At 70.0% G+C, this 23,289-nt stretch carries 22 protein-coding genes; 15 read left to right on the top strand and 7 right to left on the bottom strand.

The genetic code is table 11. The features are described 5' to 3' along the window. Positions 1–32 precede the first annotated feature (32 nt). Complete coding sequence (rnr, locus tag IT184_02290; protein MCC7007622.1) at positions 33–2,303, top strand: ribonuclease R; 2,271 nt, start codon at positions 33–35, stop codon at positions 2,301–2,303. Between the two features lie 6 nt (positions 2,304–2,309). Here the strand turns inward: rnr and IT184_02285 are convergent, their stop codons facing one another. Then, positions 2,310–2,462 (bottom strand): twin-arginine translocase TatA/TatE family subunit, encoded by a 153-nt coding sequence (locus IT184_02285; protein ID MCC7007621.1) that lies wholly within the window; start codon positions 2,460–2,462, stop codon positions 2,310–2,312. A 181-nt stretch (positions 2,463–2,643) separates the two neighbouring features. Between IT184_02285 and IT184_02280 the strand changes: the two genes are divergently transcribed. After that, positions 2,644–3,495, top strand: coding sequence for an energy transducer TonB (locus IT184_02280; protein ID MCC7007620.1), 852 nt, complete (start codon positions 2,644–2,646; stop codon positions 3,493–3,495). Positions 3,496–3,672: 177 nt separating this feature from the next. On the opposite strand, the gene groL is transcribed toward IT184_02280, so the two are convergent. The 5 genes from groL to IT184_02255 form a co-directional block, all read right to left on the bottom strand. Beyond that, the gene (gene groL, locus IT184_02275) at positions 3,673–5,295 is read right to left on the bottom strand and encodes a chaperonin GroEL (protein MCC7007619.1); all 1,623 of its coding nucleotides are present in this window, start codon (positions 5,293–5,295) and stop codon (positions 3,673–3,675) included. A 38-nt stretch (positions 5,296–5,333) separates the two neighbouring features. Continuing rightward, positions 5,334–5,624 carry a co-chaperone GroES gene (groES, locus tag IT184_02270; protein MCC7007618.1) on the bottom strand — a complete coding sequence of 97 codons (291 nt, stop codon included), beginning with the start codon at positions 5,622–5,624 and terminating at the stop codon, positions 5,334–5,336. 170 nt (positions 5,625–5,794) lie between these two features. Next, a complete protein-coding gene (locus tag IT184_02265) occupies positions 5,795–6,007 on the bottom strand; it encodes a histidine kinase (GenBank protein MCC7007617.1) in 213 nt (70 codons plus the stop codon). 12 nt (positions 6,008–6,019) lie between these two features. Continuing rightward, positions 6,020–6,913 carry a phosphoribosylaminoimidazolesuccinocarboxamide synthase gene (locus tag IT184_02260; GenBank protein MCC7007616.1) on the bottom strand — a complete coding sequence of 298 codons (894 nt, stop codon included), beginning with the start codon at positions 6,911–6,913 and terminating at the stop codon, positions 6,020–6,022. 30 nt (positions 6,914–6,943) lie between these two features. After that, positions 6,944–8,029, bottom strand: coding sequence for a hypothetical protein (locus IT184_02255; GenBank protein ID MCC7007615.1), 1,086 nt, complete (start codon positions 8,027–8,029; stop codon positions 6,944–6,946). 68 nt (positions 8,030–8,097) lie between these two features. Here IT184_02255 and IT184_02250 point away from each other — a divergent pair, with 68 nt between their 5' ends. The 5 genes from IT184_02250 to IT184_02230 are packed head-to-tail and all read left to right on the top strand — an operon-like array spanning position 8,098 to position 13,829. Then, positions 8,098–9,156: a flippase-like domain-containing protein gene (locus IT184_02250; protein ID MCC7007614.1), complete on the top strand. Its 1,059-nt coding sequence runs from the start codon at positions 8,098–8,100 to the stop codon at positions 9,154–9,156. Then, entirely contained in the window at positions 9,153–9,611 is a 459-nt protein-coding gene (gene nrdR / locus IT184_02245) for a transcriptional repressor NrdR (GenBank protein ID MCC7007613.1), read from the top strand. Before IT184_02250 ends, nrdR begins: the two co-directional genes overlap by 4 nt. After that, on the top strand, positions 9,608–10,153 hold the full coding sequence (locus IT184_02240; GenBank protein ID MCC7007612.1) for a DUF4390 domain-containing protein: 546 nt from the start codon (positions 9,608–9,610) through the stop codon (positions 10,151–10,153). The genes nrdR and IT184_02240 overlap by 4 nt, the downstream gene beginning before the upstream one ends. A 4-nt stretch (positions 10,154–10,157) precedes the next feature. Beyond that, positions 10,158–12,446: a HAMP domain-containing protein gene (locus IT184_02235; protein ID MCC7007611.1), complete on the top strand. Its 2,289-nt coding sequence runs from the start codon at positions 10,158–10,160 to the stop codon at positions 12,444–12,446. A 9-nt stretch (positions 12,447–12,455) separates the two neighbouring features. Beyond that, complete coding sequence (locus IT184_02230) at positions 12,456–13,829, top strand: sigma-54-dependent Fis family transcriptional regulator (GenBank protein ID MCC7007610.1); 1,374 nt, start codon at positions 12,456–12,458, stop codon at positions 13,827–13,829. Positions 13,830–13,866: 37 nt separating this feature from the next. On the opposite strand, the gene ftcD is transcribed toward IT184_02230, so the two are convergent. Beyond that, the gene (gene ftcD / locus IT184_02225; GenBank protein ID MCC7007609.1) at positions 13,867–15,675 is read right to left on the bottom strand and encodes a glutamate formimidoyltransferase; all 1,809 of its coding nucleotides are present in this window, start codon (positions 15,673–15,675) and stop codon (positions 13,867–13,869) included. Between ftcD and IT184_02220 the strand changes: the two genes are divergently transcribed. From IT184_02220 to IT184_02185, 8 genes are read left to right on the top strand one after another with little or no spacing between them, the layout of a single operon-like run. Next, positions 15,674–16,657, top strand: a complete 984-nt coding sequence (locus IT184_02220) for an RDD family protein (GenBank protein MCC7007608.1) — start codon at positions 15,674–15,676, stop codon at positions 16,655–16,657. The two genes, ftcD and IT184_02220, sit on opposite strands and share 2 nt — an antisense overlap. Further along, positions 16,654–17,112 (top strand): phosphatidylglycerophosphatase A, encoded by a 459-nt coding sequence (locus IT184_02215; GenBank protein MCC7007607.1) that lies wholly within the window; start codon positions 16,654–16,656, stop codon positions 17,110–17,112. Before IT184_02220 ends, IT184_02215 begins: the two co-directional genes overlap by 4 nt. After that, positions 17,112–18,380: a competence/damage-inducible protein A gene (locus IT184_02210; GenBank protein ID MCC7007606.1), complete on the top strand. Its 1,269-nt coding sequence runs from the start codon at positions 17,112–17,114 to the stop codon at positions 18,378–18,380. The genes IT184_02215 and IT184_02210 overlap by 1 nt, the downstream gene beginning before the upstream one ends. A gap of 27 nt (positions 18,381–18,407) precedes the next feature. Beyond that, positions 18,408–19,430: an NAD(P)-dependent glycerol-3-phosphate dehydrogenase gene (locus tag IT184_02205; GenBank protein MCC7007605.1), complete on the top strand. Its 1,023-nt coding sequence runs from the start codon at positions 18,408–18,410 to the stop codon at positions 19,428–19,430. Continuing rightward, positions 19,430–20,368 carry a signal recognition particle-docking protein FtsY gene (gene ftsY, locus IT184_02200; protein ID MCC7007604.1) on the top strand — a complete coding sequence of 313 codons (939 nt, stop codon included), beginning with the start codon at positions 19,430–19,432 and terminating at the stop codon, positions 20,366–20,368. The genes IT184_02205 and ftsY overlap by 1 nt, the downstream gene beginning before the upstream one ends. Next, entirely contained in the window at positions 20,365–21,435 is a 1,071-nt protein-coding gene (ribD, locus tag IT184_02195; GenBank protein MCC7007603.1) for a bifunctional diaminohydroxyphosphoribosylaminopyrimidine deaminase/5-amino-6-(5-phosphoribosylamino)uracil reductase RibD, read from the top strand. Before ftsY ends, ribD begins: the two co-directional genes overlap by 4 nt. Next, complete coding sequence (locus tag IT184_02190; protein MCC7007602.1) at positions 21,416–22,045, top strand: riboflavin synthase; 630 nt, start codon at positions 21,416–21,418, stop codon at positions 22,043–22,045. The genes ribD and IT184_02190 overlap by 20 nt, the downstream gene beginning before the upstream one ends. Continuing rightward, positions 22,042–23,286, top strand: coding sequence for a bifunctional 3,4-dihydroxy-2-butanone-4-phosphate synthase/GTP cyclohydrolase II (locus IT184_02185; protein ID MCC7007601.1), 1,245 nt, complete (start codon positions 22,042–22,044; stop codon positions 23,284–23,286). The genes IT184_02190 and IT184_02185 overlap by 4 nt, the downstream gene beginning before the upstream one ends. Positions 23,287–23,289: the final 3 nt, after the last annotated feature.

The following is a 23,289-nucleotide window of genomic DNA, read 5'->3' as shown; positions in this document are numbered from 1 at the left end:
GGGCGGATGTCCCGATGCCTTAGACTGCTCGCGTGCACTCGGAACAGGATGTCCTCCGGCTGATTCGTGATCGGGCCGATCATCCGGCCACGGCCCGCGAGCTGCTGCGTTTGCTGCGGATTCCGCGCGAGGAGCGCGCGACATTCCGGCGGCACCTGCGGTCGCTCGTCAACGCCGGCTCGCTGATCGAAATCCGGGGGCAGCGGTTCGGCTTGCCCGACCGGATGAACCTCGTGGTCGGGCGGGTCTCCACGAACCCGCGAGGGTTCGCGTTCGTGGAGCCCGAAGCCGACGGCGCGCCGGCCAGCATCTACGTCGCCGGCAACAACCTCAACCAGGCGATGCACGGCGATCGCGTCGTCGTGCGCATCGAGCACGGCGGCGACGGTGATCGTGCCGAAGGGCGCATCCTGCGCATTCTCGAGCGCGGCGCCGAGCGCATCGTCGGGCGCTACGAGATCGACGACGCGCGCCGCGGGTTCGTCGTGCCATTCGATCGCCGGCTGCTGATCGACATGTTCGTGCCGGACGGCGAGACGCACGGGGCGGAGCCGGGCCAGATGGTGACCGCGCAGATCACGCGGTGGCCGACGCCGACGCGCCCGGCGCTGGGCCGGATCATCGAGGTGCTCGGCTCGCTCGACGCGCCCGGCGTCGACACCGCCGTCATCATCCGGAAGTACAACCTGCCGGATACGCACGGCGAGCCGGCGATCGCCGAGGCGCGCCGGCTGGGGCAGGCGGTCCGCGAGCGCGATCTCGCCGGACGCACGGACTTCCGCCAGTGGACCACCGTGACGATCGACGGCGAGCACGCGCGCGACTTCGACGACGCGATCTCGATCGACCGGCTGCCGAACGGCAACTTCTGGCTCGGCGTGCACATCGCGGACGTCGCGCATTACGTGGCCGAGGGCAGCGCGCTCGACGCGGAAGCCTACGAGCGCGGGACGTCGGTGTACTTCCCGGATCGTGCCGTTCACATGTTCCCGTCAGAGCTCGCGACCGGGCTCTGCAGCCTGAACCCGCACGTCGATCGGCTGGTGCAGTCCTGCCTCATGGAGATCGAGCGGCGCTCGGGTGCCATCGTGCGGTACGAGATCCACGACGGCGTCATTCACAGCGACGCGCGCATGACCTATACGGCCGTCAACGCGATCCTGACCGAGCGCGACGCGGACGTGATGCTGCAGTACCACGAGCTCGTGCCCATCTTCGAGCGGATGCACGAGCTCTTCGAGATCCTCCACGGCCGGCGGCGCCGGCGCGGATCGATCGACTTCGATCTCCAGGAGTCGGAGTTCGTGCTCGACGACGAGGGCCAGGTCGAGGCGATCGTCGCGGCCGAACGCAACGTCGCGCACCGGATCATCGAAGAGTTCATGCTGCTGGCCAACGAGACGGTCGCGTCGCACCTCGAGAAGGCCCGGATGCCGGCGCTGTACCGCATCCACGAGGATCCCGATCCGGCGAAGGTCGAGACGTTCGAGGAGTTCATCTCGACGCTGGGCCACTCGCTCTCGCGCACCGCCGATCGCCCGGAGCCCAAGGACTTCCAGAAGCTGATCGATCGGCTGCGAGGCACGCCGGAGGAGAAGCCGATCGCCTTCCTGCTGTTGCGGACGATGCAGAAGGCGCGGTACGACGTGGCGAACGTCGGCCATTTCGGGCTGGCCGCCGCCTCCTACACGCATTTCACGTCGCCCATCCGCCGCTATCCCGACCTCGTCGTGCACCGTGCGCTCCGCGAATCGCGCCGCGGTCCGACCGACGAGCGCCGCAGCGAGCTGTCCGACGACCTGCCCGAAGTCGCGCGGCACACCTCGGAACGCGAGCGTCGCGCGAACGACGCCGAGCGCGAGCTGGTCCAGTGGAAGAAAGTCCGGTTCATGGCCGACAAGGTCGGCGACGAGTTCGACGGCTACGTGACCGGCGTGAGCGCGTTCGGCCTCTACGTCGAGCTCGTGGAGCACTTCGTCGAAGGCATGGTCCACGTCTCGACGATGGCCGACGACTACTACCGGTTCGTGGAGGCGGCCCACATTCTTCGCGGCGAGCACACGCGTCGCGTCTATCGGCTGGGCGATCGGCTGACGGTGCAGGTCATCCGCGTCGATCTCGAGCGGCGACAGATCGATCTGGGGATTTCGGAGATCCTCGAGAGCGTGCGGCGGGGCAGAACCGGTGAGCGGACCAGGCGGCCGGCGGCGGCCACCGAGACGCCGAAACGGAGCGGGAAGAGCCGGCCGGGGCGACGCGAGCGGGCCCGCAAGAAGGCGGGCAGCGGACGCCGCCGACGTTAGCGGGCGTCAGGCGTCCTTGTCGCCGCCTTCGCGGGTGGCTTCCTTGAAGTTCTTGATGCCCTTGCCGATGCCCTTGCCCAGCTCGGGAAGGCGGCTCGCGCCGAAGATCAGCACGATGATCGCGAGAATGACGAGCAGCTCGGGGATGCCCAGGCGCATGACGCACTCCTGCCGGACATGACGCGCCGGCCCAGTGATTCTAGCACCCGCGAGCGTTCCACGGCCGGCGGCCCGTGTCCCGCGTCCTAAGCACAACACGCGCGACCGGCGTCAGGCGTCCAATAGAGAGGGAACCGTTCGCGGGGTGGGTATACTGTTTGAGACGGGTCCCGACATCACAATGACTGCGCCGACGACCGGAGAAGGGAACACGCCGACCGTGACCGGGCCGGGCGTGGTGTCGAGCGGGTGGCTTGCCGCGAATTCGACGTTCGAAACCAGGCCGGAGCGCCGGCTCGGCGCCGGCCTCGGCGCGTCGATGGTCCTGCACGCGATTCTCCTCGCAATCATCATCGCGGCCTTCGCGATTTCGCCGTCGAATCCGCTCCAGGCGCCCAACGAGATCCTGACGTTCGTCTTCCTGCCGGATCCTGGTCCTGGCGGCGGAGGAGGCGGCAGCCCCGCACCCGCGCCGCCCAAGCCGATGCAGGTGGCCGAGCACAAGGCGCCGGATCCTCCGCCTCTCACGCCGCCTCCGATTGAGGTGCCGCCGCCCGCGGTAGCGCCGCCGACGCTGAGTGCGCCGATCGTCACCCCCAATGCGCAGGTGATGCAGGCGACCGGAGCCTCCAATATCTCGCTCCAGGCTTATGGCGGGGGCGGCCGCGGTGAGGGGCTCGGCGCGGGCCGCGGCAGCGGCGTTGGGCCTGGCACCGGCGGCGGATTCGGCGACGGCGTCTACGGTCCGGGCAGCGGCGTGAAGGGCCCGATCGCGCTGAAGGAAGTCCAGCCGAAGTACACGACGGAGGCGATGCGCGCCAAGATCCAGGGCAAAGTGCTGCTGGAGATCATCATCCTGAAAGACGGCACGGTCGGCGACGTGCGCGTCGTCAAGTCCCTCGATGCCTCGACCGGGCTCGATCAGGAGGCGATGAAAGCCGCGCGCATGTGGCTCTTCCAGCCCGCCATCGACAAGCAGGGGCAGCCGGTGCCGTACCGCGCCCACCTCGAGCTGTCGTTCCGGATCTTCTAGGCCGCGAGCGCTCGTCTCGAGCCGCCCCCATCGCTTCATCGACGGAACCGCGCGAGCGCACCGAGCCGGGCTGCGCTCGCTTGTCGGCGCGCGCGCACGGACGGTGAAATAACAACGGCCCGGCCGATCGGTCGATCGGCCGGGCCGTGTCGTGTTCCTGGATCCTGGCGGAGCGACTCAGTACATTCCGCCCGGGCCGCCAGCCGGCGAGGCCGGTTCCTTCTTCTCCTCGGGGATCTCCGAGACCATGGCCTCGGTCGTGAGCAGCAGGGCCGCGATCGACGAGGAGTTCTGCAGCGCCGAGCGGACGACCTTGGTCGGGTCGATGACGCCGGCCTTCACCATGTCCTCGTAGGTGTCGGTCGCGGCGTTGTAGCCGAACGACACTTCCTTCGCTTCCTTGACCTTCTGCACGACGATCGACCCCTCGACCCCCGCGTTGGTCGCGATCCACCGGAGCGGGGCTTCGACGGCCCGGCGCACGATGTCGGCGCCGACCTTCTGATCGTGATCGAGCTTCACGCCGTCGAGCACCTTCGCACAGCGGAGTAGGGCCACGCCGCCGCCGGGCACGATGCCCTCCTCGACGGCCGCCTTGGTCGCGTGCATCGCATCCTCGACGCGCGCCTTCTTCTCCTTCATCTCGGTCTCGGTCGCCGCGCCGACCTTGATGACGGCGACGCCGCCGACGATCTTGGCGAGCCGCTCCTGCAGCTTCTCACGGTCGTAGTCCGAGGTGGTCTCCTCGATCTGCGTGCGCAGTTGCTTGACGCGCCCCTCGATGGCCGCCTTCGTGCCGACGCCCTCGACGATCGTCGTGTTGTCCTTGTCGATCGTCACCTTCTTGGCCTTGCCGAGGTCCTCGAGCTTGATGTTCTCGAGCTTGATCCCGAGGTCTTCCGTGATGGCCCGGCCGCCCGTGAGGATCGCGATGTCCTCGAGCATGGCCTTGCGGCGATCGCCGAAGCCGGGCGCCTTCACGGCCGCGACCTGCAGCGTGCCACGCAGCTTGTTGACGACGAGCGTCGCCAGCGCCTCGCCGTCGACGTCCTCCGCGATGATGAGGAGCGGACGGCCGCCGCGCGCCACCTGCTCGAGGAGCGGCAGCAGATCCTTCATCGAGCTGATCTTCTTCTCGTGGATGAGGATCACCGGGTTCTCGAGGACGACCTCCATCCGGTCAGGGTCGGTCACGAAGTACGCCGACAGGTAGCCGCGGTCGAACTGCATCCCTTCCACGACGTCGAGCGAGGTCTCCATGGTCTTGGCTTCCTCGACCGTGATGACGCCGTCCTTGCCGACCTTCTCCATCGCCTCGGCGATGATCTTGCCGATCGTCTCGTCGCTGTTCGCCGAGATGGTGCCGACCTGCGCGATCATGTTTCCGCTCACCGGCTTCGAGAGCTTCTTGAGCTCGGCCGTGACGGCCTCGACGGCCTTCTCGATGCCGCGCTTGAGCTCCATCGGGTTGGCGCCGGCGGTGACCATCTTCAGGCCCTCGCGGTAGATCGCCTGCGCCAGGACGGTCGCGGTGGTGGTGCCGTCGCCGGCGGTATCGGACGTCTTGCTCGCCACCTCGCGGACCATCTGCGCGCCCATGTTCTCGAGCGTGTTCTTCAGATCGATTTCCTTGGCGACCGTGACGCCGTCCTTGGTAATCGTCGGCGAGCCGAACTTCTTGTCGATCACGACGTTGCGGCCCTTCGGTCCGAGCGTCACCTTGACCGCGTCGGCCAGGGCGTTGACGCCGCGGAGGATCGACTGCCGCGAGTCCTCTCCGTACACAATCTGTTTCGCCATTGCTGAACTCCTGAAAGGGCGACCCGCGGGCCGCCGACCTACTGCTCGATGACGCCGAGGATCTCCTCCTCGCGCATCATCAGGAACTCATCGCCTTCGATCTTCACTTCCTGGCCGGAGTACTTGCCGAACAGGATGATGTCGCCCGGCTTCACGTCGAGCGGGGTCACGCGACCGTCCTTCTCGACCTTGCCCTTGCCGACGGCGATCACCTTGCCCTGCTGGGGCTTCTCTTTGGCCGAGTCCGGGATGATGATGCTGCCGATCTTCTGTTCCGTTTCCTCGATGCGTTCGACGATGACTCTGTCGTGCAGTGGTCTCACCTTCATGATGGTCCTCTCTCCGCAGGCCGACGGCCGCCCGCGAGGCGCTGGGCGGCGGGGCTGAAAGCGTGTGCGGCGCCTGGCAGTCCGTACCACGGACTGTTAGCACTCACGGTGTCCGACTGCCAAATATAGAGGAAAGAAACGGCGACGGTCAAGGCCGGCCGCGCGCGCGCTCAGGCCGATTTCCGGATCTTGTAGGCCGTGATCTTGCGGCTCAGGGTGTTGCGGTGGAGCCCGGTGATCTTCGCCGCCTTGCAGACGTTGTAGTTCGTCTTGGCCAGGGCCCGCGCGATGAACACGCGCTCGAACTCGCGCTGCGCGTCGTCGAACAGAATCCCGCGATCCAGCATCTGCTGGATCAGCGCGGCGAGATCGTCACGCAGCATCGGCCGACCGCCTCAGGCCCGGAGATCGCGTCCGGTGAGGCGCCGGTACGCCTCCAGGTACTTCTCTCGCGTCCGCGCGATCACGTCGTCGGGCAGCGTGGGGACCGGCGGCTGCTTGTTCCACCCGATGGCCTCGAGGTGATCCCGCACGTACTGTTTGTCGAAGCTCGGCTGCGCCTGGCCGGGCGCGTACGCGTCCTTCGGCCAGAACCGCGACGAGTCGGGCGTCAGCACCTCGTCGATCAGGAGCAGCGTGTCGCCCGCCATTCCGAATTCGAACTTCGTGTCGGCGATGATGATGCCGCGCTCGTCCGCGTACTCGACGCCCAGCCGATAGAGATCCAGCGTGATGTCGCGCAGCCGCGTCGCGAGCGCCGCGCCGACGATCGCGGCCGCCTGGGCCTCGCTGATGTTCTCGTCGTGGCCGCTCTCGGCCTTCGTCGCCGGCGTGAAGATCGGCTGGGCCAGCCGATCCGACTCGCGAAGGCCGGCCGGCAGCACGTGGCCGCACACCGCCTGCGTGCGCTGGTAGTCCTTCCACCCCGAGCCCGAGAGGTAGCCGCGCGCGACGCACTCGATCGGCAGCGGCGCCGTCTTGCGCACCAGCATCGAACGCCCGCGCAGTTGGTCGCGATAGGGCCGCGTCGCGGCCGGAAACGCGTCCACGTCCACCGACAGGCAGTGGTGCGGCACGCGCCCGCCGAGCTGATCGAACCAGAACGCCGACAACTGCGTGAGCACTTTGCCCTTGTCGGGAATGCCGGAGCCGAGCACGTAGTCGAACGCCGAGATGCGATCCGTGGCGACGATCAGCAACTGCTCGCCGAGATCGTACACGTCGCGCACTTTACCGCGGCGCGCGAGCGTCAAGTCAGGGCAGTTCGTTTCGAGGAGAACGGCGCTCATCTGCGGGCTTCGCGAAGAAGCGGAAGCCTATCACTTCATCTCGTCGATCACAATGTCCGCGCGCCGGTTGCGCAGCGCGACGGTCGCGGCGCCGTGGCCGAACGTGTGCGCGGCGCGCATCTCGGCGCCCGTCGTCTGCACGGCGATGGGCAGCGACGCGACGCGAACGTGCCCGCCGTCGCTCGCGCTCGCGTCGAGCGTGACGGGCGGCGGCCCGATCAGCGCGACGTGGATCGGTGCATCGGCCGTCAGGAGCGCGACCGGCACCGCGCGCGCGAGCCGCAGATCGATCGCCATGCCGCGCACGTCGACCGTGACGGGCGCCGCCGGCGAGTCCATCCGCAGCGTGCCGCCCGAGCCGAGGACGTGGATGGAGCCTGCCGCCTGCGCGATGGTCGCGTGTTCGTTCGTGACGTCCAGCTCGATCGGCCCGTCGCTCTCCGCCAAGAGCAGCCGGCCGTTGCGAGCCGTCGCCGTCACGCCGTCGCGAATACGGCGCACCTCGGCGTTCGACGACACGAGCGACAGGTGCACGGCCTCTGCGCCCGCAATCGACAGCTCGCCGTTGCGATGCGATCCGCTCACGCCTCCGGCGATGTCCGCGATCCGGACGTCGCCGACGATCGACTCGAGCCGCACGCTCGCCAGCGTGGAGATCTCGACGCGTCCCGTTCCGGATCCGCCGTCGGTGCGGAGGGCGAGCCGCGAAGGCAGGCGCACGATGAGTCCGGCGGTCGCGCGCGCACCGGCCGGCCGATCGAGGCGCAGCGCCAGCACCGCGCCGACGCGGTCCTCGACGAGCGTCGCGGAACGCGCCGCGTCGCGCGCCGCCTCGTCCGTCGCAGCGAGGGCGTCCACCGTCAGCTCGTACGCGATGTCGTCCCGATCCTCGCCGGTCGCCTGGAGACGGGCGATGTTCGAGAGCCGTACCTCGGTGGTCGCGGCCGCGACGGTGATGGTGCCGCGAGTGGTCGCCGATGCCGACCCCGCGGGCCGGGGACCGCCAGGGCGCAACGCATCACGGAACGCCGTCCAGGAGAGCCGAGGCGCGCGCGAGGGCGCCGGCGGCGCGGTGAACCGCCAGGCGACCACGCCAGCCGCCACGAACAGCAACACGAGGACTAACTCGCGTTTTCCCATGGACTTGCCGGCAATCTTATAATACGAACGTCCTGCGTCGTTTAATGTCGTCCTCCCCAGCTCCGCGCCGATTTCCCTGGCACGCCGTCCTCATCGCCGCGCTCACCGTCGGCCTCGTCACGCTGTTCCTGCGCAGCATCAACCTGAAGGAAGCCTGGCACGCGACGCTCGGCAGCGACGTTCGCTGGATCGCCGGCGGCGTCGTGGTGACGTTTCAAACCTACGCCCTTCGCGCCTGGCGTTGGCAGGTGCTGCTCCAGCCCATCGGGCGCGCGAGCTTCCGCCAGGCGTTTCGCGCGACGGTCGTCGGCTTCGCCGCGAGCTTCCTCATGCCCGCCCGGGTCGGCGAGGTCCTGCGGCCCTATCTCTTGGCTCGGCGCGAAGGGTTCGATCCGACCGCCGCCTTTGCCACCGTTATCGTCGAGCGCCTGCTCGATTTGTCCACCGTCATGCTCCTGTTCGGGCTGGCGATCGTCAGCTCCGGCGTGGAGATTGGTCCGGAGACGCGCGCGGCGGGGCTGGTGGCCGCCGTCGTCTCGGTGGTCGGGCTCGGCGTGCTGTCGGTGCTGGCGGGCCATCCGGAGCGGCTCGGCCGCTGGGCGGGCCGGCTCACGGCGTGGCTGCCTGGCCGCGCCGGCCACGTGATCGCTACGATCGTTCGGACCTTCACCGAAGGGCTGCAGGTGATGCGCAGTCCCGGGCATCTGACGCTGGCGCTGCTGTGGTCCCTGCCGCTCTGGCTCTCGATCGCGCTGGGCATGGCCTGCGTCACCTGGGCGTTCGGCTTGTCGATGCCTTTCGTGGGCTCGTTCCTGGTGGTAGGGTACGTGGCCGTCGGGGTCGCGGCGCCGACGCCTGGTGCCGCGGGAGGCTTTCACGCCATGTACCTGCTGGCGCTCACGCAGTTCTTCCACGCGCCCGCGGATGCCGCTGGCGCCGCTGCCATCGTGCTGCACCTCGTGTCGTTCGTTCCCGTCACGCTGCTCGGGCTCGTCTACATGTGGCAGGACGGCCTCACGTTCGGGGGACTCAAGCAGATGAAGACCGTCGCCGAACGGGAGACCGGCGCCGAGGGGCCCGGTACGCCGGAGATCCCGCGGTGAAGTGCCCGTACTGCGCGCATCTGGGCGACAAGGTCGTCGACTCGCGCGAGAGCAAGGAGGGCGAGGTCATTCGCCGCCGGCGCGAGTGCCTCGGCTGCGGTCGCCGCTTCACGAGCTACGAGCGGATCGACGAGATCCCGTACATGGTCGTCAAGAAGGATGGCCGGCGCGAGCGGTTCGATCGGCAGAAGCTCGTCGGCGGGCTGCTCAAGGCCTGCGAGAAGCGTCCTGTCCGCGTCGCCGCCCTCGAGGCGATCGCCGACCGGCTCGAAGGCGTGCTGCAGGAGAAGCCCGAACGCGAGATCACGGCGCAGGAGATCGGCGCGTACGTGATGAAGGAGCTGCGGCAGCTCGATCAGGTGGCCTTCGTGCGGTTCGCGTCCGTGTACCGGAACTTCCGCGACGTGGACGAGTTCAAGCACGAGCTCAACGAGCTGCTCCGGACGCGCGAATGAGCGCCGCACGTCGATGCATGGCGGCCGTCCTGGCGCTGCTCGCCGGCAGCGGCGGCCTGGCGGCGGCCATCCAGCCGATCGAGGTGACGCCCGTCGTCGCCGACGGCCGCGTGTCGGCTTCCTTCAGCGTTCCCTCCGCGTTCGACGAGGACGTGCGGGAGGTCATCCGCAGCGGCCTGCTCGTGACCTTCACCTTCGACGTCGAGCTGCGGCGGCCGTCGACGGTCTGGTTCGACCGCACGATCGCCCGCGTCGTCGTCGCCTCGTCCGTGAAGTTCGACAACCTGACCGGCGTGTACTTCGTGTCGAAGTACGAGGATGGGCGCGTGGTGTGGTCCGATCGCACGCAGGACGTGGCCGCGCTGAAGGCGTGGCTGACGACGTTCGATCGTGTGCCGCTCGGCATCGACACCGTGCTCGAGCCCAACGCGGAGTACTACGTGCGCGTCAGCCTCCAGACCAGCCCGAAGCGCACCATGACGCTCTGGCCGTGGGCCGGCGGCATCACGTCGGGGCGGGCGGGGTTCACGTTCGTCCGTTGACGCGATGACGCTGCGGGCGACGCCGGCTCCCGATCTCGTGCCCGCGGGCGCCCGCCGGCGATGGCTCGACAGCCCGCGGCTGCTCCTGCTGGCCGGGTTGCTGCTCGTGGCCGTGCTGGCGGCGCTCTTCTGGCTCGCCGGCCAGTCGAACCAGATCGCGGCCCCGCTGCTGACCGACGTCCTGCTGTACTCGCTGCTCGCCGTCGACCTCGTGCTGTTGCTCGCGCTCGGGTTCGTCCTCGCGCGGAGCCTGCTGAAGCTGTGGGTCGAGCAGCGACAGGCCGCGCCGTTCGGCCGGTTTCGCGCCAAGCTCGTGGCCGCGCTGCTCGCCATGAGCATCCTGCCGGCAGTGCTCGTGCTGATCAGCGGCAGCCAGATCATCCGCGACAGCGCCGCGCGCTGGTTCAGCGAGCCGGTGGACGAGGTGCTGGAGTCGGCGCAGCGGATCGCGCGGCAGTACTACGACGAGCGGCAGCAGGAGGTCACGGTCCGGGCGCAGCGTCTCGCGCGAAGCCTGCCCACCGCGGCCCTGTCGGCCGGCGACATCGCGGCGATCGGCGCGGCGGTCGAAGACGTCCCGAAGACGTTGCGCGACGGCATGGTCGAGGTGTACCGCACCGTGCTCGAGCCGGGCCGGGCGGCCGACGTGGCGTTCGTGTTCTCGGCGCAGTCGACGCTTCCGAACGACATCGTGCACGCCACCGCCGACCGGCTCGCCGCGCGCGCCGTGGCGTCCGGCCACGAGGAAACGCAGACCGAGGATCTGAACACCGGCGGCTCGCTCCTGCGATCGGCCGTGCCGGTGCTCGACGGCGACGGCGTCGTCGGGATCGTCGTCGTGTCGCAGCTCGTGGGGCCCGCGATCCGGACGCACGCGGTGCGCGCGACCGCCGCGTACGAGAGCTATCAGGGCCTGCGCGTCCTGAAGGCGCCGATTCAAGGCATCTACCAGTCGGTCTTCCTCGCCGTGAGCCTGCTCATCCTCATGAGCGCCACGTGGCTGGGCCTGTACCTCGCCAAGCGGATCACGCGGCCGGTGCACCTGCTGGCGGAAGGCGCAAGGGCGATCGGCGCCGGCCAGCTCGACTGGCGGCTCGAGCCGGAAACCGGCGACGAGCTCGGCGCGCTCGTCGAGTCCTTCAACATGATGGCTGCCGAGCTGCGGACGAGCCGCGAGAAGATCGAGCAGTCGCGGCTCGCGCTGGAGCGGAAGAACCACGAAGTCGACGCCCGTCGCCGCTACATCGAGACGATTCTCGAGCGGGTCGCGACCGGCGTCATCTCGCTCGACGCGGTCGGACGGATCCTCACCGTCAATGGCGCCGCCGAGCGGCTGCTCGGTCTCGATCCGTCCAGCATCGGCCAGCTCGCGTCGACCGTCTTCAATCGCGAGGACCTGCTGCCGCTCAAGCCGCTCGTCGACGGCGTGCGGGAACAGGGCGGCAGCGCCGTACGGGAAATCACGCTCGCGCGCGACGACCGCGAGGTGCATCTCGCGGCGGCCGCCACCGCGCTCTCCGGCGACGACGGCCGCCCGGAAGGCGCGGTGATCGTGCTCGACGACGTCACGCCGCTCATCCGCGCGCAGCGCGTCGCGGCATGGCGCGACGTCGCGCGCCGTCTCGCGCACGAGATCAAGAATCCACTCACGCCGATCCAGCTCAGCGCGGAACGCATCCGCCGGCACCTGAGCGGCGCGCCGTCTCCAACCGGACCGCTCGTCGCCGAGTGCACGGACGCGATCGTCACGGAGGTCGGCGTGCTGATGAATCTCGTGGACGAGTTCGCCCAGTTCGCGAGGCTGCGCACGCCGAGGCTCCTGCCGGCGGACCTCAACCGCCTCGTGAGCGAGACGCTGGCGTTGTACGCCGCGGTGCTCCAGCAGGGGACGCTGAGGGTGGACGTGCGCCTCGCGTCCGTGCTGCCGGCCGTCAGGATGGACGCGGAGCAGATCCGGCAGGTCGTCATCAACCTCGTGGACAACGCCATGGAAGCCCTCGGTGGGCCGACCGCCGCGCCGAGGCCGGGCGGTGCTCCGCCCGCGATCACGCTGACGACGGCGCACGACGCGCGCAACGGCGTCGTGCGTCTTGTCGTGGCGGACAACGGGCCGGGCGTGCCGGCCGCCGACCGTGACAAACTGTTCATGCCGTACTACTCGACGAAGGGCCGCGGCAGCGGGCTCGGTCTGGCCATCGTCCGCCGCATCGTCGTCGAGCACGGCGGCGGCATCGAGGTGAGCTCGGCGCAGCCGTCCGGCACGGCGTTCACCATCGAGCTGCCCGAGGCATAGCGGACTCCGGTGTCATCCATCCTCATCGTCGACGACGAAGCGGGCGTGCGGGCGTCGCTGGGCGGCGTGCTGCGCGACGAAGGATATGCGGTGGACGCCGTCGCGAGCGGCGAAGCCTGCCTCGACGAGCTCGCGCGCCGCAGCGTGGACGTGGTCCTGCTCGACATCTGGCTTCCGGGCATGGACGGGCTCGTCACCCTCGAGCGGCTGCGAGAGCGCCACGTCGACGCGAAGGTGATCATGATCTCCGGCCACGCGAACATCGAGTCGGCGGTCAAGGCGACGAAGCTCGGAGCGTTCGATTTCATCGAGAAACCGCTCTCGCTCGAGAAGACCGTGTTGTCGGTGCGCAACGCCCTTCGCCAACGGCGGCTCGAAGTGGAGAACCTCGTGCTCCGGGCGCGGGTCGATCGGCGGCACACCATCGTAGGGGAGTGCCGGGTCGTCCAGCGGCTGCGGGAAGAGATCGCGATGGCGGCGCCGTCCAACGGCCGAGTGTTGATCTCCGGCGAGAACGGGACGGGCAAAGAGCTGGTGGCCCGGCAGGTTCACGCCCTCAGCCATCGCCGCGGCGGACCGTTCGTGGAGGTCAACTGCGCCGCGATTCCGGAGGAGCTGATCGAATCGGAGCTGTTCGGCCACGCCAGGGGTGCGTTCACGGGGGCCGTCGCCGATCGGCGGGGCAAGTTCGAGCTGGCCAACGGCGGCACGCTCTTCCTCGACGAAGTCGGCGACATGAGCCTGAAGACGCAGGCCAAGGTGCTGCGCGCGTTGCAGGAACAAGTGGTCGAGCCGGTGGGAGGGCAGACGAGCGTGCGCGTCGACGTCCGCGTGATCGCCGCCACCAACAAGGATCTCGTCGACGAGATCCGGCGAGGCACGTTTCGCGAGGACCTGTACTTCCGGCTCAACGTCATCCCGATCCACGTGCCGCCGTTGCGCGAGCGCGGCGACGACGTCATCCGCCTCGCGGAACATTTCGTGGCGGAGTTCTCGCGCGAGTACGGCCGGCGGCCGAAAGTGTTCTCGCCGGACGCCGTGGACGTGCTCCGCGCGTACGCGTGGCCGGGCAACGTCCGCGAGCTGCGCAACGCGATCGAGCGCCTGATGATCATGGTGCCGGGCGACGTCGTGGCGGCCGCGGATCTTCCGTTCCTCGAAGTGGCCGGCCGCGCGCGATCGGAGCCGGCCGCCAGCATCCTGCCGCTGTTCGACGCGCGCGAAGCCTGGGAACGGGCCTACATCCTCGGCGCGCTGTCGGTGTTCGACGGCAACATCTCGCGGACGGCCGACGTGCTGGGTCTCGAACGGAGCCACCTCTACAAGAAGATGCGAAGCCTCGGCATCGGTCCGGCGCGCGAGAAGGACGACGCGAGCACCTGACGGCTCGCAGGGACGCCGTGCCGATGTCGAACGCGCGCTAGTTCGGCCGGGAAGCGGCCGATAGGCTGTCGGCGCGGATGCCGCAATCGTGGAGCCGGCGTTCGAGAACGAACGTTTCGGCGTCGTGCCGCAGCCGGACGTGCGCAGCCACCGCAGCGGTCAGTGCTGCCGCCGGGGCCAGTCCGACGATCTCGCTGTCGACGATCGGAACGCCCGCGCGTGCCGCCTCGCGTGCGACGGCGTCGAAGGCGTCGACGATCGACGTCCGCATGAAGTCGGTGAGGTTCATCGAGACTTGCACCAGCCCGAGCGTCGGCAGATCCACGGCCATCGCCTTCAGCGCGGGCAGCCCGCCGGAGCTCGTCCGGATCGCCCGCGCGATGCGCCGTGCGACGCCGACGTCTCGCGACGCGAGCTGCACGTTGAACGCGATGAGCGGTGCGCGTGCGCCGATGACCGCGGCGCCGGCGGAGGGATGCAGCCGGGCCGGACCGAAGTCTGGCGCCCACGCGGGATCGCCGAGCCGCGTCGCGACACCATCGAGCCCGCCTCGTCTGATCTCGGCGAGATCGCGCCGAGCCGGCGTCGAGGCGGCGGCCTCGTAGAGAAACACCGGCAGGTCATGGCGCGCCGCGACCGTTCTCGCCACGTCGCGCGCGAGCGTCACGCACTCGGCCATCGTGACGCCGGCAATGGGGACGAACGGCACGACATCCACGGCACCGACTCGCGGGTGCGCCCCGGTGTGGCGACGGAGATCGATCGCGGCCACCGCGGTGTCGAAGAGGGCCAGCACGGCGGCGGCCACCTGCGCCGGGCTGCCGGCGAACGAGAAGACGCTTCGATGGTGGGTCGCGTCGCTGCTGACGTCGAGCAGACAGGCACCGCTCGATCGGATCGCGTCGGCACAGGCCTCGATCGCCGCGCGATCGCGACCCTCGCTGACGTTGGGGACGGATTCGACGCACGTCACCGGCGTGAGTTCTACCACAGGGCCGCGCGCGAGCGGCGGACGGCTTGTACCGAAGGCCGCGGGCCGGTATAATCCGCTCACCACTGCGCATGCCCGATCTCCGTCGCCTCGAGTCGCCCTTCGTCGAGGCTGCCGACCGCGACAGCCGGACCGAGGCACTGCTCGTCGAGGGCCTGGATCAGTACATCGCGGGCCGCTACGAAGACGCCATCCATCTCTGGACGCGCGTGCTGTTCCTGGACCGATCGCACGCGCGAGCCCGTGCCTACATCGATCGCGCGCGTACGGCGGTGGCCGAGCGGCAGCGGCGAGCGGACGAGATGATCCAGGCGTCGCAGGATCTGCTTGCGGAAGGGAAGACCGTTGCGGCGCGGGATCTGCTCGATCGCGCGGTCGCCGCCGCCGGCGACGACGACCGCGCCGCCGAGCTTCGCGCGCGGCTCGAGCGGATGGAGCGCGCGCGGCCTCCGGCCGATCGGCCTCGGCTCGCGGTCGTGGACGCGGTGCCGGTCCGCCGGCGGCCGTCGCGTGCCGCCGCCGCCGCGATGATCGCGGCGGGCGCCGGCGTGCTGGTGCTGGGATGGCTGGCCGTGTCGCGCGCGCGGGGATGGTTCGCGAACGAGTCCGCGACCCTGCCGCTCGCGGCGGCGACGAGGCCGGCGGCCCTGCCGGTGCTTTCCACGTCGGACGTCGCGCTCGTGCGTGCGCGGACCCTGTACTCGCGGGGGCGGCTGGCCGACGCGTTGCGCGCGCTCGACCGCGTCGACGCCGATGGCCCCGCCCGGCCGGATGCAGACCGGCTGAGGACCGAGATCCAGCAGTTGCTGCTCGCCACCGGACGTGGCGACGACTCCGCCGAATCACGACGCCCATGAAATGCCCGAAGTGCCACTACCTGAGCTTTGAACCGGAGCCGCGCTGCCGCAACTGCGGCTTCAGTTTCTCGCTGGCCGAAGAGCAGTCGGACGTGTTGATTCGCGCCCCGGAGGCCGGCGACGGACCATTCGCCGACCTCGACCTTCGGCCGGCATCGGCGCAACCGTCCTTCGACGAACCGACGTCCGATCGAGCCGTGAGCGGCGCCGCACTTCCGCCGGCCGCCAAGGCCGCCGTGCCGCCGGCCGCGCCGACACCGCCGAGGCCGGCCCCGACGACGGAGTTGCCGCTGTTCGTCAAGGCCCTCACGGCCAAAGAGTCGGAACCGGCTGTCCAGCGCGAGGAGCCGCTCGTCAAGGTCCCGAACGATCCTCGTCCACCGCTCGCCGTGCGGCGAAAGGCAGCCGACGCGGTGCAGCGTCCGCGATCGACGCCGACGCCGTCCGAGATGAAGAAGCTCGGGCCGTTCGACCGCGATCTGCTCGAAGACTTGCAGCGTCTCGAGCACCGGGCCGATTCCGGATCCGCGTACGCTGAGGGCTCGGCCGACATCGCCGGTGAACGGAAGGTGGGCGCGGGGGCGCGAGCTGCCGCGGCCGCCGTGGACGCGCTGTTGCTCGGCACGATGGCGTCGGCCGTCGTGTGGATCACGCTGCGATGGTGCGATCTGACCCTTGCGCGCGTGTCCGTGCTGCCGATCGCGCCGACGGCGGCATTCCTCCTGCTCGTGGGCGCGGGATACCTCTTGATGTTCACCGCGTTCGGCGGGCAGACGCTCGGAAAGATGGCGTTCGGCATCCGCGTGGTGAGCGAGGAGGAAGACACGGTCTCGGCGGTGAGCACGAGGCAGGCTGCCTTCCGGGCGGTGCTGACGTTGCCGTCGGTCCTGCTCTTCGGAGTGGGTTTCATCCCGGCGCTGATCGGCGACGAACGCGCGCTGCACGATCGGCTGACGCACACGCGCGTCGTGCGCGCATGACGCGGCTGGCGGTCCTGATCGCGACCGCCGGCGGCGCAGGCTTCGTCCCCGTCGCGCCCGGCACCGCTGGATCCGCGGTCGGCATCGCTCTCTACTGGTTCACTCGACACTGGAGCGCGCCCGCCCAGGTGACGCTCGTGATCGTCGTCTGCGCGGCAGGCGTGTGGGCGGCCAGCCGCGCGGCGCTGCACTTCCGGCGAAAGGATCCCGGCCAGGTCGTCATCGACGAAGTCGCCGGGCAACTGGTGACCGTGCTGCTGCTCGGCGTCGGCGCCGCCGGAGCCATCCTGGGATTCCTCGTCTTCCGACTGTTCGACATCGTCAAACCGTGGCCGGTGCGCCGCCTGGAAGCGCTGCCCGGCGGGTGGGGGATCATGGCCGACGACCTGGCCGCTGGTGCGCTCGGGTGGGTGCTGCTGCGGGGCGTCTCGTACCTGGCCCTCGGGGTCGCGTGATGGCGCTCGTCCGCACGGCGGAGATCATCGCGGTCGGCACCGAGATGCTGACGCCGCACCGCATCGACACCAACTCGCTGTTCCTGACCGGCCAGCTCAACGAGCTCGGGATCGAGGTTCGTGCGAAAGCGATCGTCCGCGACGATCGCGCCGAGCTGGCGACGATCCTCCGGGGGGCGCTCGCCAGGGTCGATCTCGTCATCACGACGGGCGGCCTGGGACCGACCGCCGACGACGTCACGAAAGAGGCGGTCGCAGAGGTGCTCGGCCGGCCGCTCGACGAAGACGCGGCCATCCTCGCCGCTATCCGCGCGCGGTTCGATCGGCGCGGGGTCCGCATGCCCGAGATCAACCGCCGGCAGGCACAGGTGCCGCGCGGTGCGCGCGTGCTTCCGAATCCGAACGGCACCGCACCGGGGCTGCTGCTCGACGCAGACGATCGGCTGGTCGTGCTCCTTCCAGGACCGCCCCGCGAGCTGAAGCCGATGTTCGAGGCCGAGCTGCGGTCGTGGCTCGAGCAGCGGACGGGCGGACGCCGCGTGCTGCGCCGCGCGATCAAGACGACAGGCCGGTCCGAGTCACAAGTGGAGGAGATCACGCATCCGATCTACTCGGCGCTCGGAGACGAAGAGGTCGAGATCACGACGACCATTCTCGCGACGCCGGGGCAGATCGAGTTGAATCTCTCGGCCGCGGGCGCAGACGTCGATCGGCTCGGTCGCCGCCTCGACGAGGGCGTCGCCGCGCTCGTCGCCGCACTCGGACCGTGTGTCTTCAGCACCGACGGCCGGACGCTCGAAGCGGTGGTCGGCGAGGCGCTCCGGCGCCGCGGGTGGCGTATCGGCGCTGCCGAGTCGTGCACCGGCGGCACGCTCCTGGGACGGTTGACAGAGGTGCCGGGCAGCTCGGCCTGGGTCGTCGGCGGCATCGTGGCCTACGCCAACGACGTCAAGGTTGCGCAGCTCGGCGTGCCGCGTACGCTCATCGACGCGCATGGTGCCGTGAGCGAGCCGGTGGCGCGCGCGATGGCCAGCGGCGTGATCGCGGCGCTCGGCGTGGACGTCGGCGTGGCAATCACCGGCGTCGCCGGCCCGGCGGGTGGCACCGCCGAGAAACCGGTCGGCACCGTCGTCGTCGCCCTGGCCACGTCGGCCGGCGGCGATCCGCTCGCGAGGACTCACGCCTTTCCCGGCGATCGTGACGCCATTCGTCGCCACGCGACGTCGGCCGCGCTCGAGATGGTGCGGCAGTCGCTCCAGCAGGCCTGAAACGAGCGGGGTCTAGAATGGGGCAGCATGCCTTTGGACTCGAGCCATCGCGCGACGGTGGTGGGCGCCGGCAGTTGGGGAAGCGCGCTCGCCGTGCACCTGGGCACGTCGGGCTACGACGTGCGTCTCTGGGGACGCGATCCGCACCTGGTCGCCGAGATGGCGTCGCGCCGGGCGAACCCGACCTACTTACCTGACGTCAGCTTTCCCGACACGCTCCGTCCGGACGCGGACCTCGCACGCGCGCTCGCCGGCGCGCGGTTCGTGATCTTCGCCGTGCCGTCGCACGGCCTGCGCGCGGTCGTCCGGTCGGCGGCTCCGGCCATTCCGAACGGCGCCGTCCTCGTCAGCGCGGTCAAGGGACTCGAGCCCGAGACGTTCGAGCGGATGTCCGACGTGGTCGCCGAGGAGACAGCCGGCCGGCACCCCGTCGTCGTTCTTTCGGGACCGAGCTTCGCGTCCGAGGTCGCGCGCGGTCTTCCGACCGCGCTCGTGGCCGCCTCGACCGACGCGGACGCCGTCGGCGCCGTGCAGGAGGAGTTTCGAAGTTCGTACTTCAGGCTCTACGGATCGGACGACGTCACGGGCGTGGAGGTGGGAGCGGCGCTGAAGAACATCATCGCGATTGCGGCCGGCGTCGTCGAGTCGGCGGCGCTCGGGCACAACGCGCTCGCCGCGCTCGTCACGCGCGGGCTTGCCGAGATCTCGCGGCTGGCGTGCGCCATGGGCGCGCGCCGCGAGACGCTCGCGGGGCTGAGCGGCCTCGGCGACCTCGTCCTCACGTGCACCGGGGCGCTCAGCCGGAATCGCCACGTGGGCGTCGAGCTCGGCTGCGGCCGGCCGCTCGCCGAGATTCTCGCGAGCACCCGGATGGTGGCCGAAGGGGTGAACACGACGGCCGCCGCGCTGGCGTTGGCCGAGCGGCGCGGGGTGGAACTGCCCATCGCGTGCGAGATGGCGGAGGTGCTCGCCGGCCGGCAGACGGCGATGGACGCCGTCGGCCGCCTCATGCTCCGTCGCCAGCGCGGCGAACGGGACGGAGCCGCCTGATGGCGTCGTTTCTGTCGCGCATTCGCGCCGGTCTCGCGAAGACCGCGCAGCAGATCAGGGAACGCCTCGGGCCGGCCGAGGAGGCCGGCACAGCCGCGGCGCCGGCGCGCGGGACGCCCTCGCGCGGCCGGCCGGCCGAGATCGACACGATCGAGGCGCTCGAAGACGCGCTGCTGATCGCGGACGTCGGACTGCCTGCGACCGAACGGATCGTCGACGAGGTGAAGCGCGATCGAAGCGGCGCCGTGCGCGACCGCGTGCAACGCGTGATCCTGCGCATGCTCTCCGATGTGCCGCAGACGCCAGACGCGAACGCGCGCCCGCACGTCGTCCTCGTCGTCGGCGTCAACGGTACGGGCAAGACGACCAGCATCGGCAAGCTCGCGAACTACTACAAGAACCGCGGCCAGTCGGTGATGGTCTGCGCGGCCGACACGTTCAGGGCCGCGGCGGTGGAGCAGTTGGCGATCTGGACGGAGCGCGCGGGCGTCGGTCTCATCCGCGCCCAGGCCGGCGCCGATCCGGCGGCCGTCACGTTCGACGCGGTGACGGCGGCCAAGGCGCGGGGCATCGACGTGCTCTTGGTCGATACCGCCGGCCGCCTCCACACGCGATCCAATCTGATGGCCGAGCTGGACAAGATTCGGCGGGTGGTCGGCCGCGAGCTGCCCGGCGCACCGCACGAGGTGCTCCTCGTGCTCGATGCCACCGTCGGGCAGAACGGGCTCGTGCAGGCCCGTGAGTTCCAGGCGGCGAGCGGCGCCACCGGGATCGTGTTGACCAAGCTCGACGGCACCGCCAAGGGCGGCGTCGCGATCGCGATCGCGCACGAGTTGAAGCTGCCGATCCGGTACGTCGGCGTGGGCGAGGGGATCGACGATCTCGCGCCGTTCGATGCGGCCGCGTACGTGGAGGCGCTGTTCAGCGAGACGTGGTGATCGCGCCGGCCGACGCGATCTTCATGGAGCGCGCGCTCTTGCTGGGCGAGCGCGGCCGCGGCCGGACCACGCCGAATCCCAACGTCGGCGCCGTGATCGTCTCCCCAGAGGGCATCGTCGTCGGCCAGGGCACGACGAAGCCGGCCGGTGGGCCACACGCGGAGATCGTCGCATTGGCGCGTGCCGGTGGCGCCGCCGCGGGCGCCACGCTCTATTGCACGCTCGAGCCGTGCTCGCACACCGGACGGACGGGGCCATGCGTCGCGCGGATCGTCGCCGCGGGCATCCGGCGCGTCGTGGCGGCGATCGCCGATCCCAATCCCAGGGTTCGCGGCGCCGGATTCGAGTATCTGCGCGCCCACGGTGTCGACGTGTCGATCGGACCTGGCGCGGACGAGGCCACGCGAGAGCACGCGCCGTTCGCCACCTGGGTCACCGCACATCGGCCCTTCGTCATCGCGAAGGTAGCGGTGTCCGCCGACGGGTTCGTCGGCCGGACGGATCGCCGCATCGGGCTCACGAGCCGGGAGGCCGACCGTTACCTTCAGCGCCAGCGCGCGGCTCTGGACGCCATCGCGGTCGGTGCCGGGACGGTGCTCGTCGACGATCCAGTGCTGACGGCGCGCGAGGCCTACAGATCCCGACCGCTGACGCGGGTGATCGTCGATTGGCGCGGCCGCGTGCCGGAGACGGCCCGTGTCTTCGCCACGCTGGATGCAGGGCCGGTCATAATGGTGGTGAGCACCCGAACCGTCGCCAGCCGGCCGGACCACTTTCGCCGGCTGTCCTCGGCCGGTGTGACGGTCGAGCCCTTCGACACGGTCGATCTCGGGACCGTGCTCGGGCGTCTCGCGGCGCGCGACGTCGTGTCGCTCCTGGTCGAAGGCGGCCCTCGTTTGCATCGTGCTCTGTGGCAGGCGGGGCTCGTCGATCGAGTGCAGGTCGTCAGGACGCCCGTTGTCCTCGACCATGGCGTGCCGAACGGACTGCCGGACCTTCCCGCGTCGCGTTCCCGCCGTCTCGGGCCCGACCTGCTGGTGGAAACGGATGTTCACGGGACTGATTGAAGCGATTGGACGGGTCGAGCGCAGCGACGGCACGTCGCGCGGCCGCAGGCTGCGGATTGCGACCGCGCTCGCAGCGGACCTGCGTCCCGGCGACAGCATCGCCGTGAACGGCGTCTGTCTCACCGCGACCGACGTGGACGACGCGGGGTTCTGCGCTGACGTATCGCGGCAGACGCTCGAAGTCACGTCGCTCGATCGGTTGACTGCGGGCCGGCTGGTCAACCTGGAGCGGCCGCTGCGAGCGGACGCGCGCCTCGGAGGGCACTTCGTGCTCGGCCACGTCGACGCCACCGGCCGGATTGCCGCGCTCAGGCCCGACGGCGACGGCTTCTGGCTCGACATCGACGTCCCGGCGCCGCTGCAGCCCTACGTGATCCCCAGAGGTTCGATCGCTGTCGACGGGATCAGCCTCACGATCGCGACGCTGACGTCGTCGGCCATCGGCATCCAGATCGTGCCGTTCACGTTCACTCACACCGCCTTGCAGCAGGCGAGCCGTGGTGACGTCGTCAATCTCGAAGCCGACGTGCTCGGCAAGTACGTCGCGCGGCTGCTGAGCACCGCGACGCCGGCGGCCGCCGGCGTGCTCGCCATGGAGCCTCCCCGATGAGCACCCCGTTGAAACTCGCCCGCCGCCCGCGCCGCGCCTCGTTCGCCACCGTGGACGCGGCGATCGACGCCCTCCGCAACGGCCAGATCATCATCGTCGTCGACGACGAGGATCGCGAGAACGAGGGGGATCTGACGATGGCGGCCTCCAAGGTCACGCCGGAGGCCGTCAACTTCATGGCGAGGTTCGGGCGCGGGCTGATCTGTCTGGCGATGCCGGGCGAACGGCTCGACCAGCTCGAGATCCCGCTCGAAGCCGCCGCGCACTCCACGCGGCGCGATACGGCGTTCTGCGTCTCGATCGACGCGCGTGAAGGCACGAGCACCGGCATCTCGGCGGCCGATCGCGCGCGGACGATCCAGGCCGCGATCGCGCCCGAGACGACCTCGCGCGATCTGGCCAGGCCCGGGCACGTCTTCCCGCTGCGCGCGCGCGCCGGCGGCGTGCTCGTGCGCAGCGGCCACACCGAGGCGGCCGTCGACCTCGCGCGCATCGCCGGCCTCGAACCTGCCGGCGTCATCTGCGAAATCATGAACGACGACGGCACGATGGCGCGCGTGCCCGAGCTGACCAAGTTCGGCCGCAAGCACGGCCTGCCGATGATCACGATCGCCGATCTGATCCGATACCGGATCAGGACCGAGCGCCAGGTGCGTCGCGTGGCGGTCGCGCAACTGCCCACCGATTACGGCCCGTTCACCGTCTACGGCTATGAGAGCGCGATCGACGGCGAGTCGCACGTCGCGCTCGTCCGGGGCGATATCGCCGACGGCGATGACGTCATGGTCCGCGTCCACTCCAAGTGTCTGACAGGGGACGTCTTCGGATCGCTGCGCTGCGACTGCGGGCCCCAACTGCACGCGGCGATGAAGCGGATCGCCGCCGAGGGGCGGGGCGTGCTGCTGTACCTCCATCAGGAGGGGCGGGGCATCGGCCTCGCCAACAAGCTCCGCGCGTACGAGCTGCAGGACCAGGGGCTCGACACGGTCGAGGCCAACGAGCGGCTCGGCTTCAAGGCCGACCAGCGCGACTACGGGATCGGCGCGCAGATCCTCCGGGACCTCGGGGTGCGCACGATGCGCCTGTTGACGAACAATCCGCGGAAGTTCGTCGGGCTCGAGGGCTACGGCCTCTCGGTGGTGCAGACGTTGCCGATCGAGATCCCGCCGTCCAACGAGTTCTCGCGCCGGTACCTCAAGACGAAGAAGGACAAGCTCGGGCACACGTTGACCGGCGTGTAGCGG

This window comes from Acidobacteriota bacterium (genome assembly GCA_020853395.1).
Classification (GTDB): Bacteria; Acidobacteriota; Vicinamibacteria; order Vicinamibacterales; family SCN-69-37; genus JADYYY01.
The sequence above is the reverse complement of the archived record's forward strand: the minus strand, read 5'-3'. Positions and strand labels throughout refer to the sequence as shown.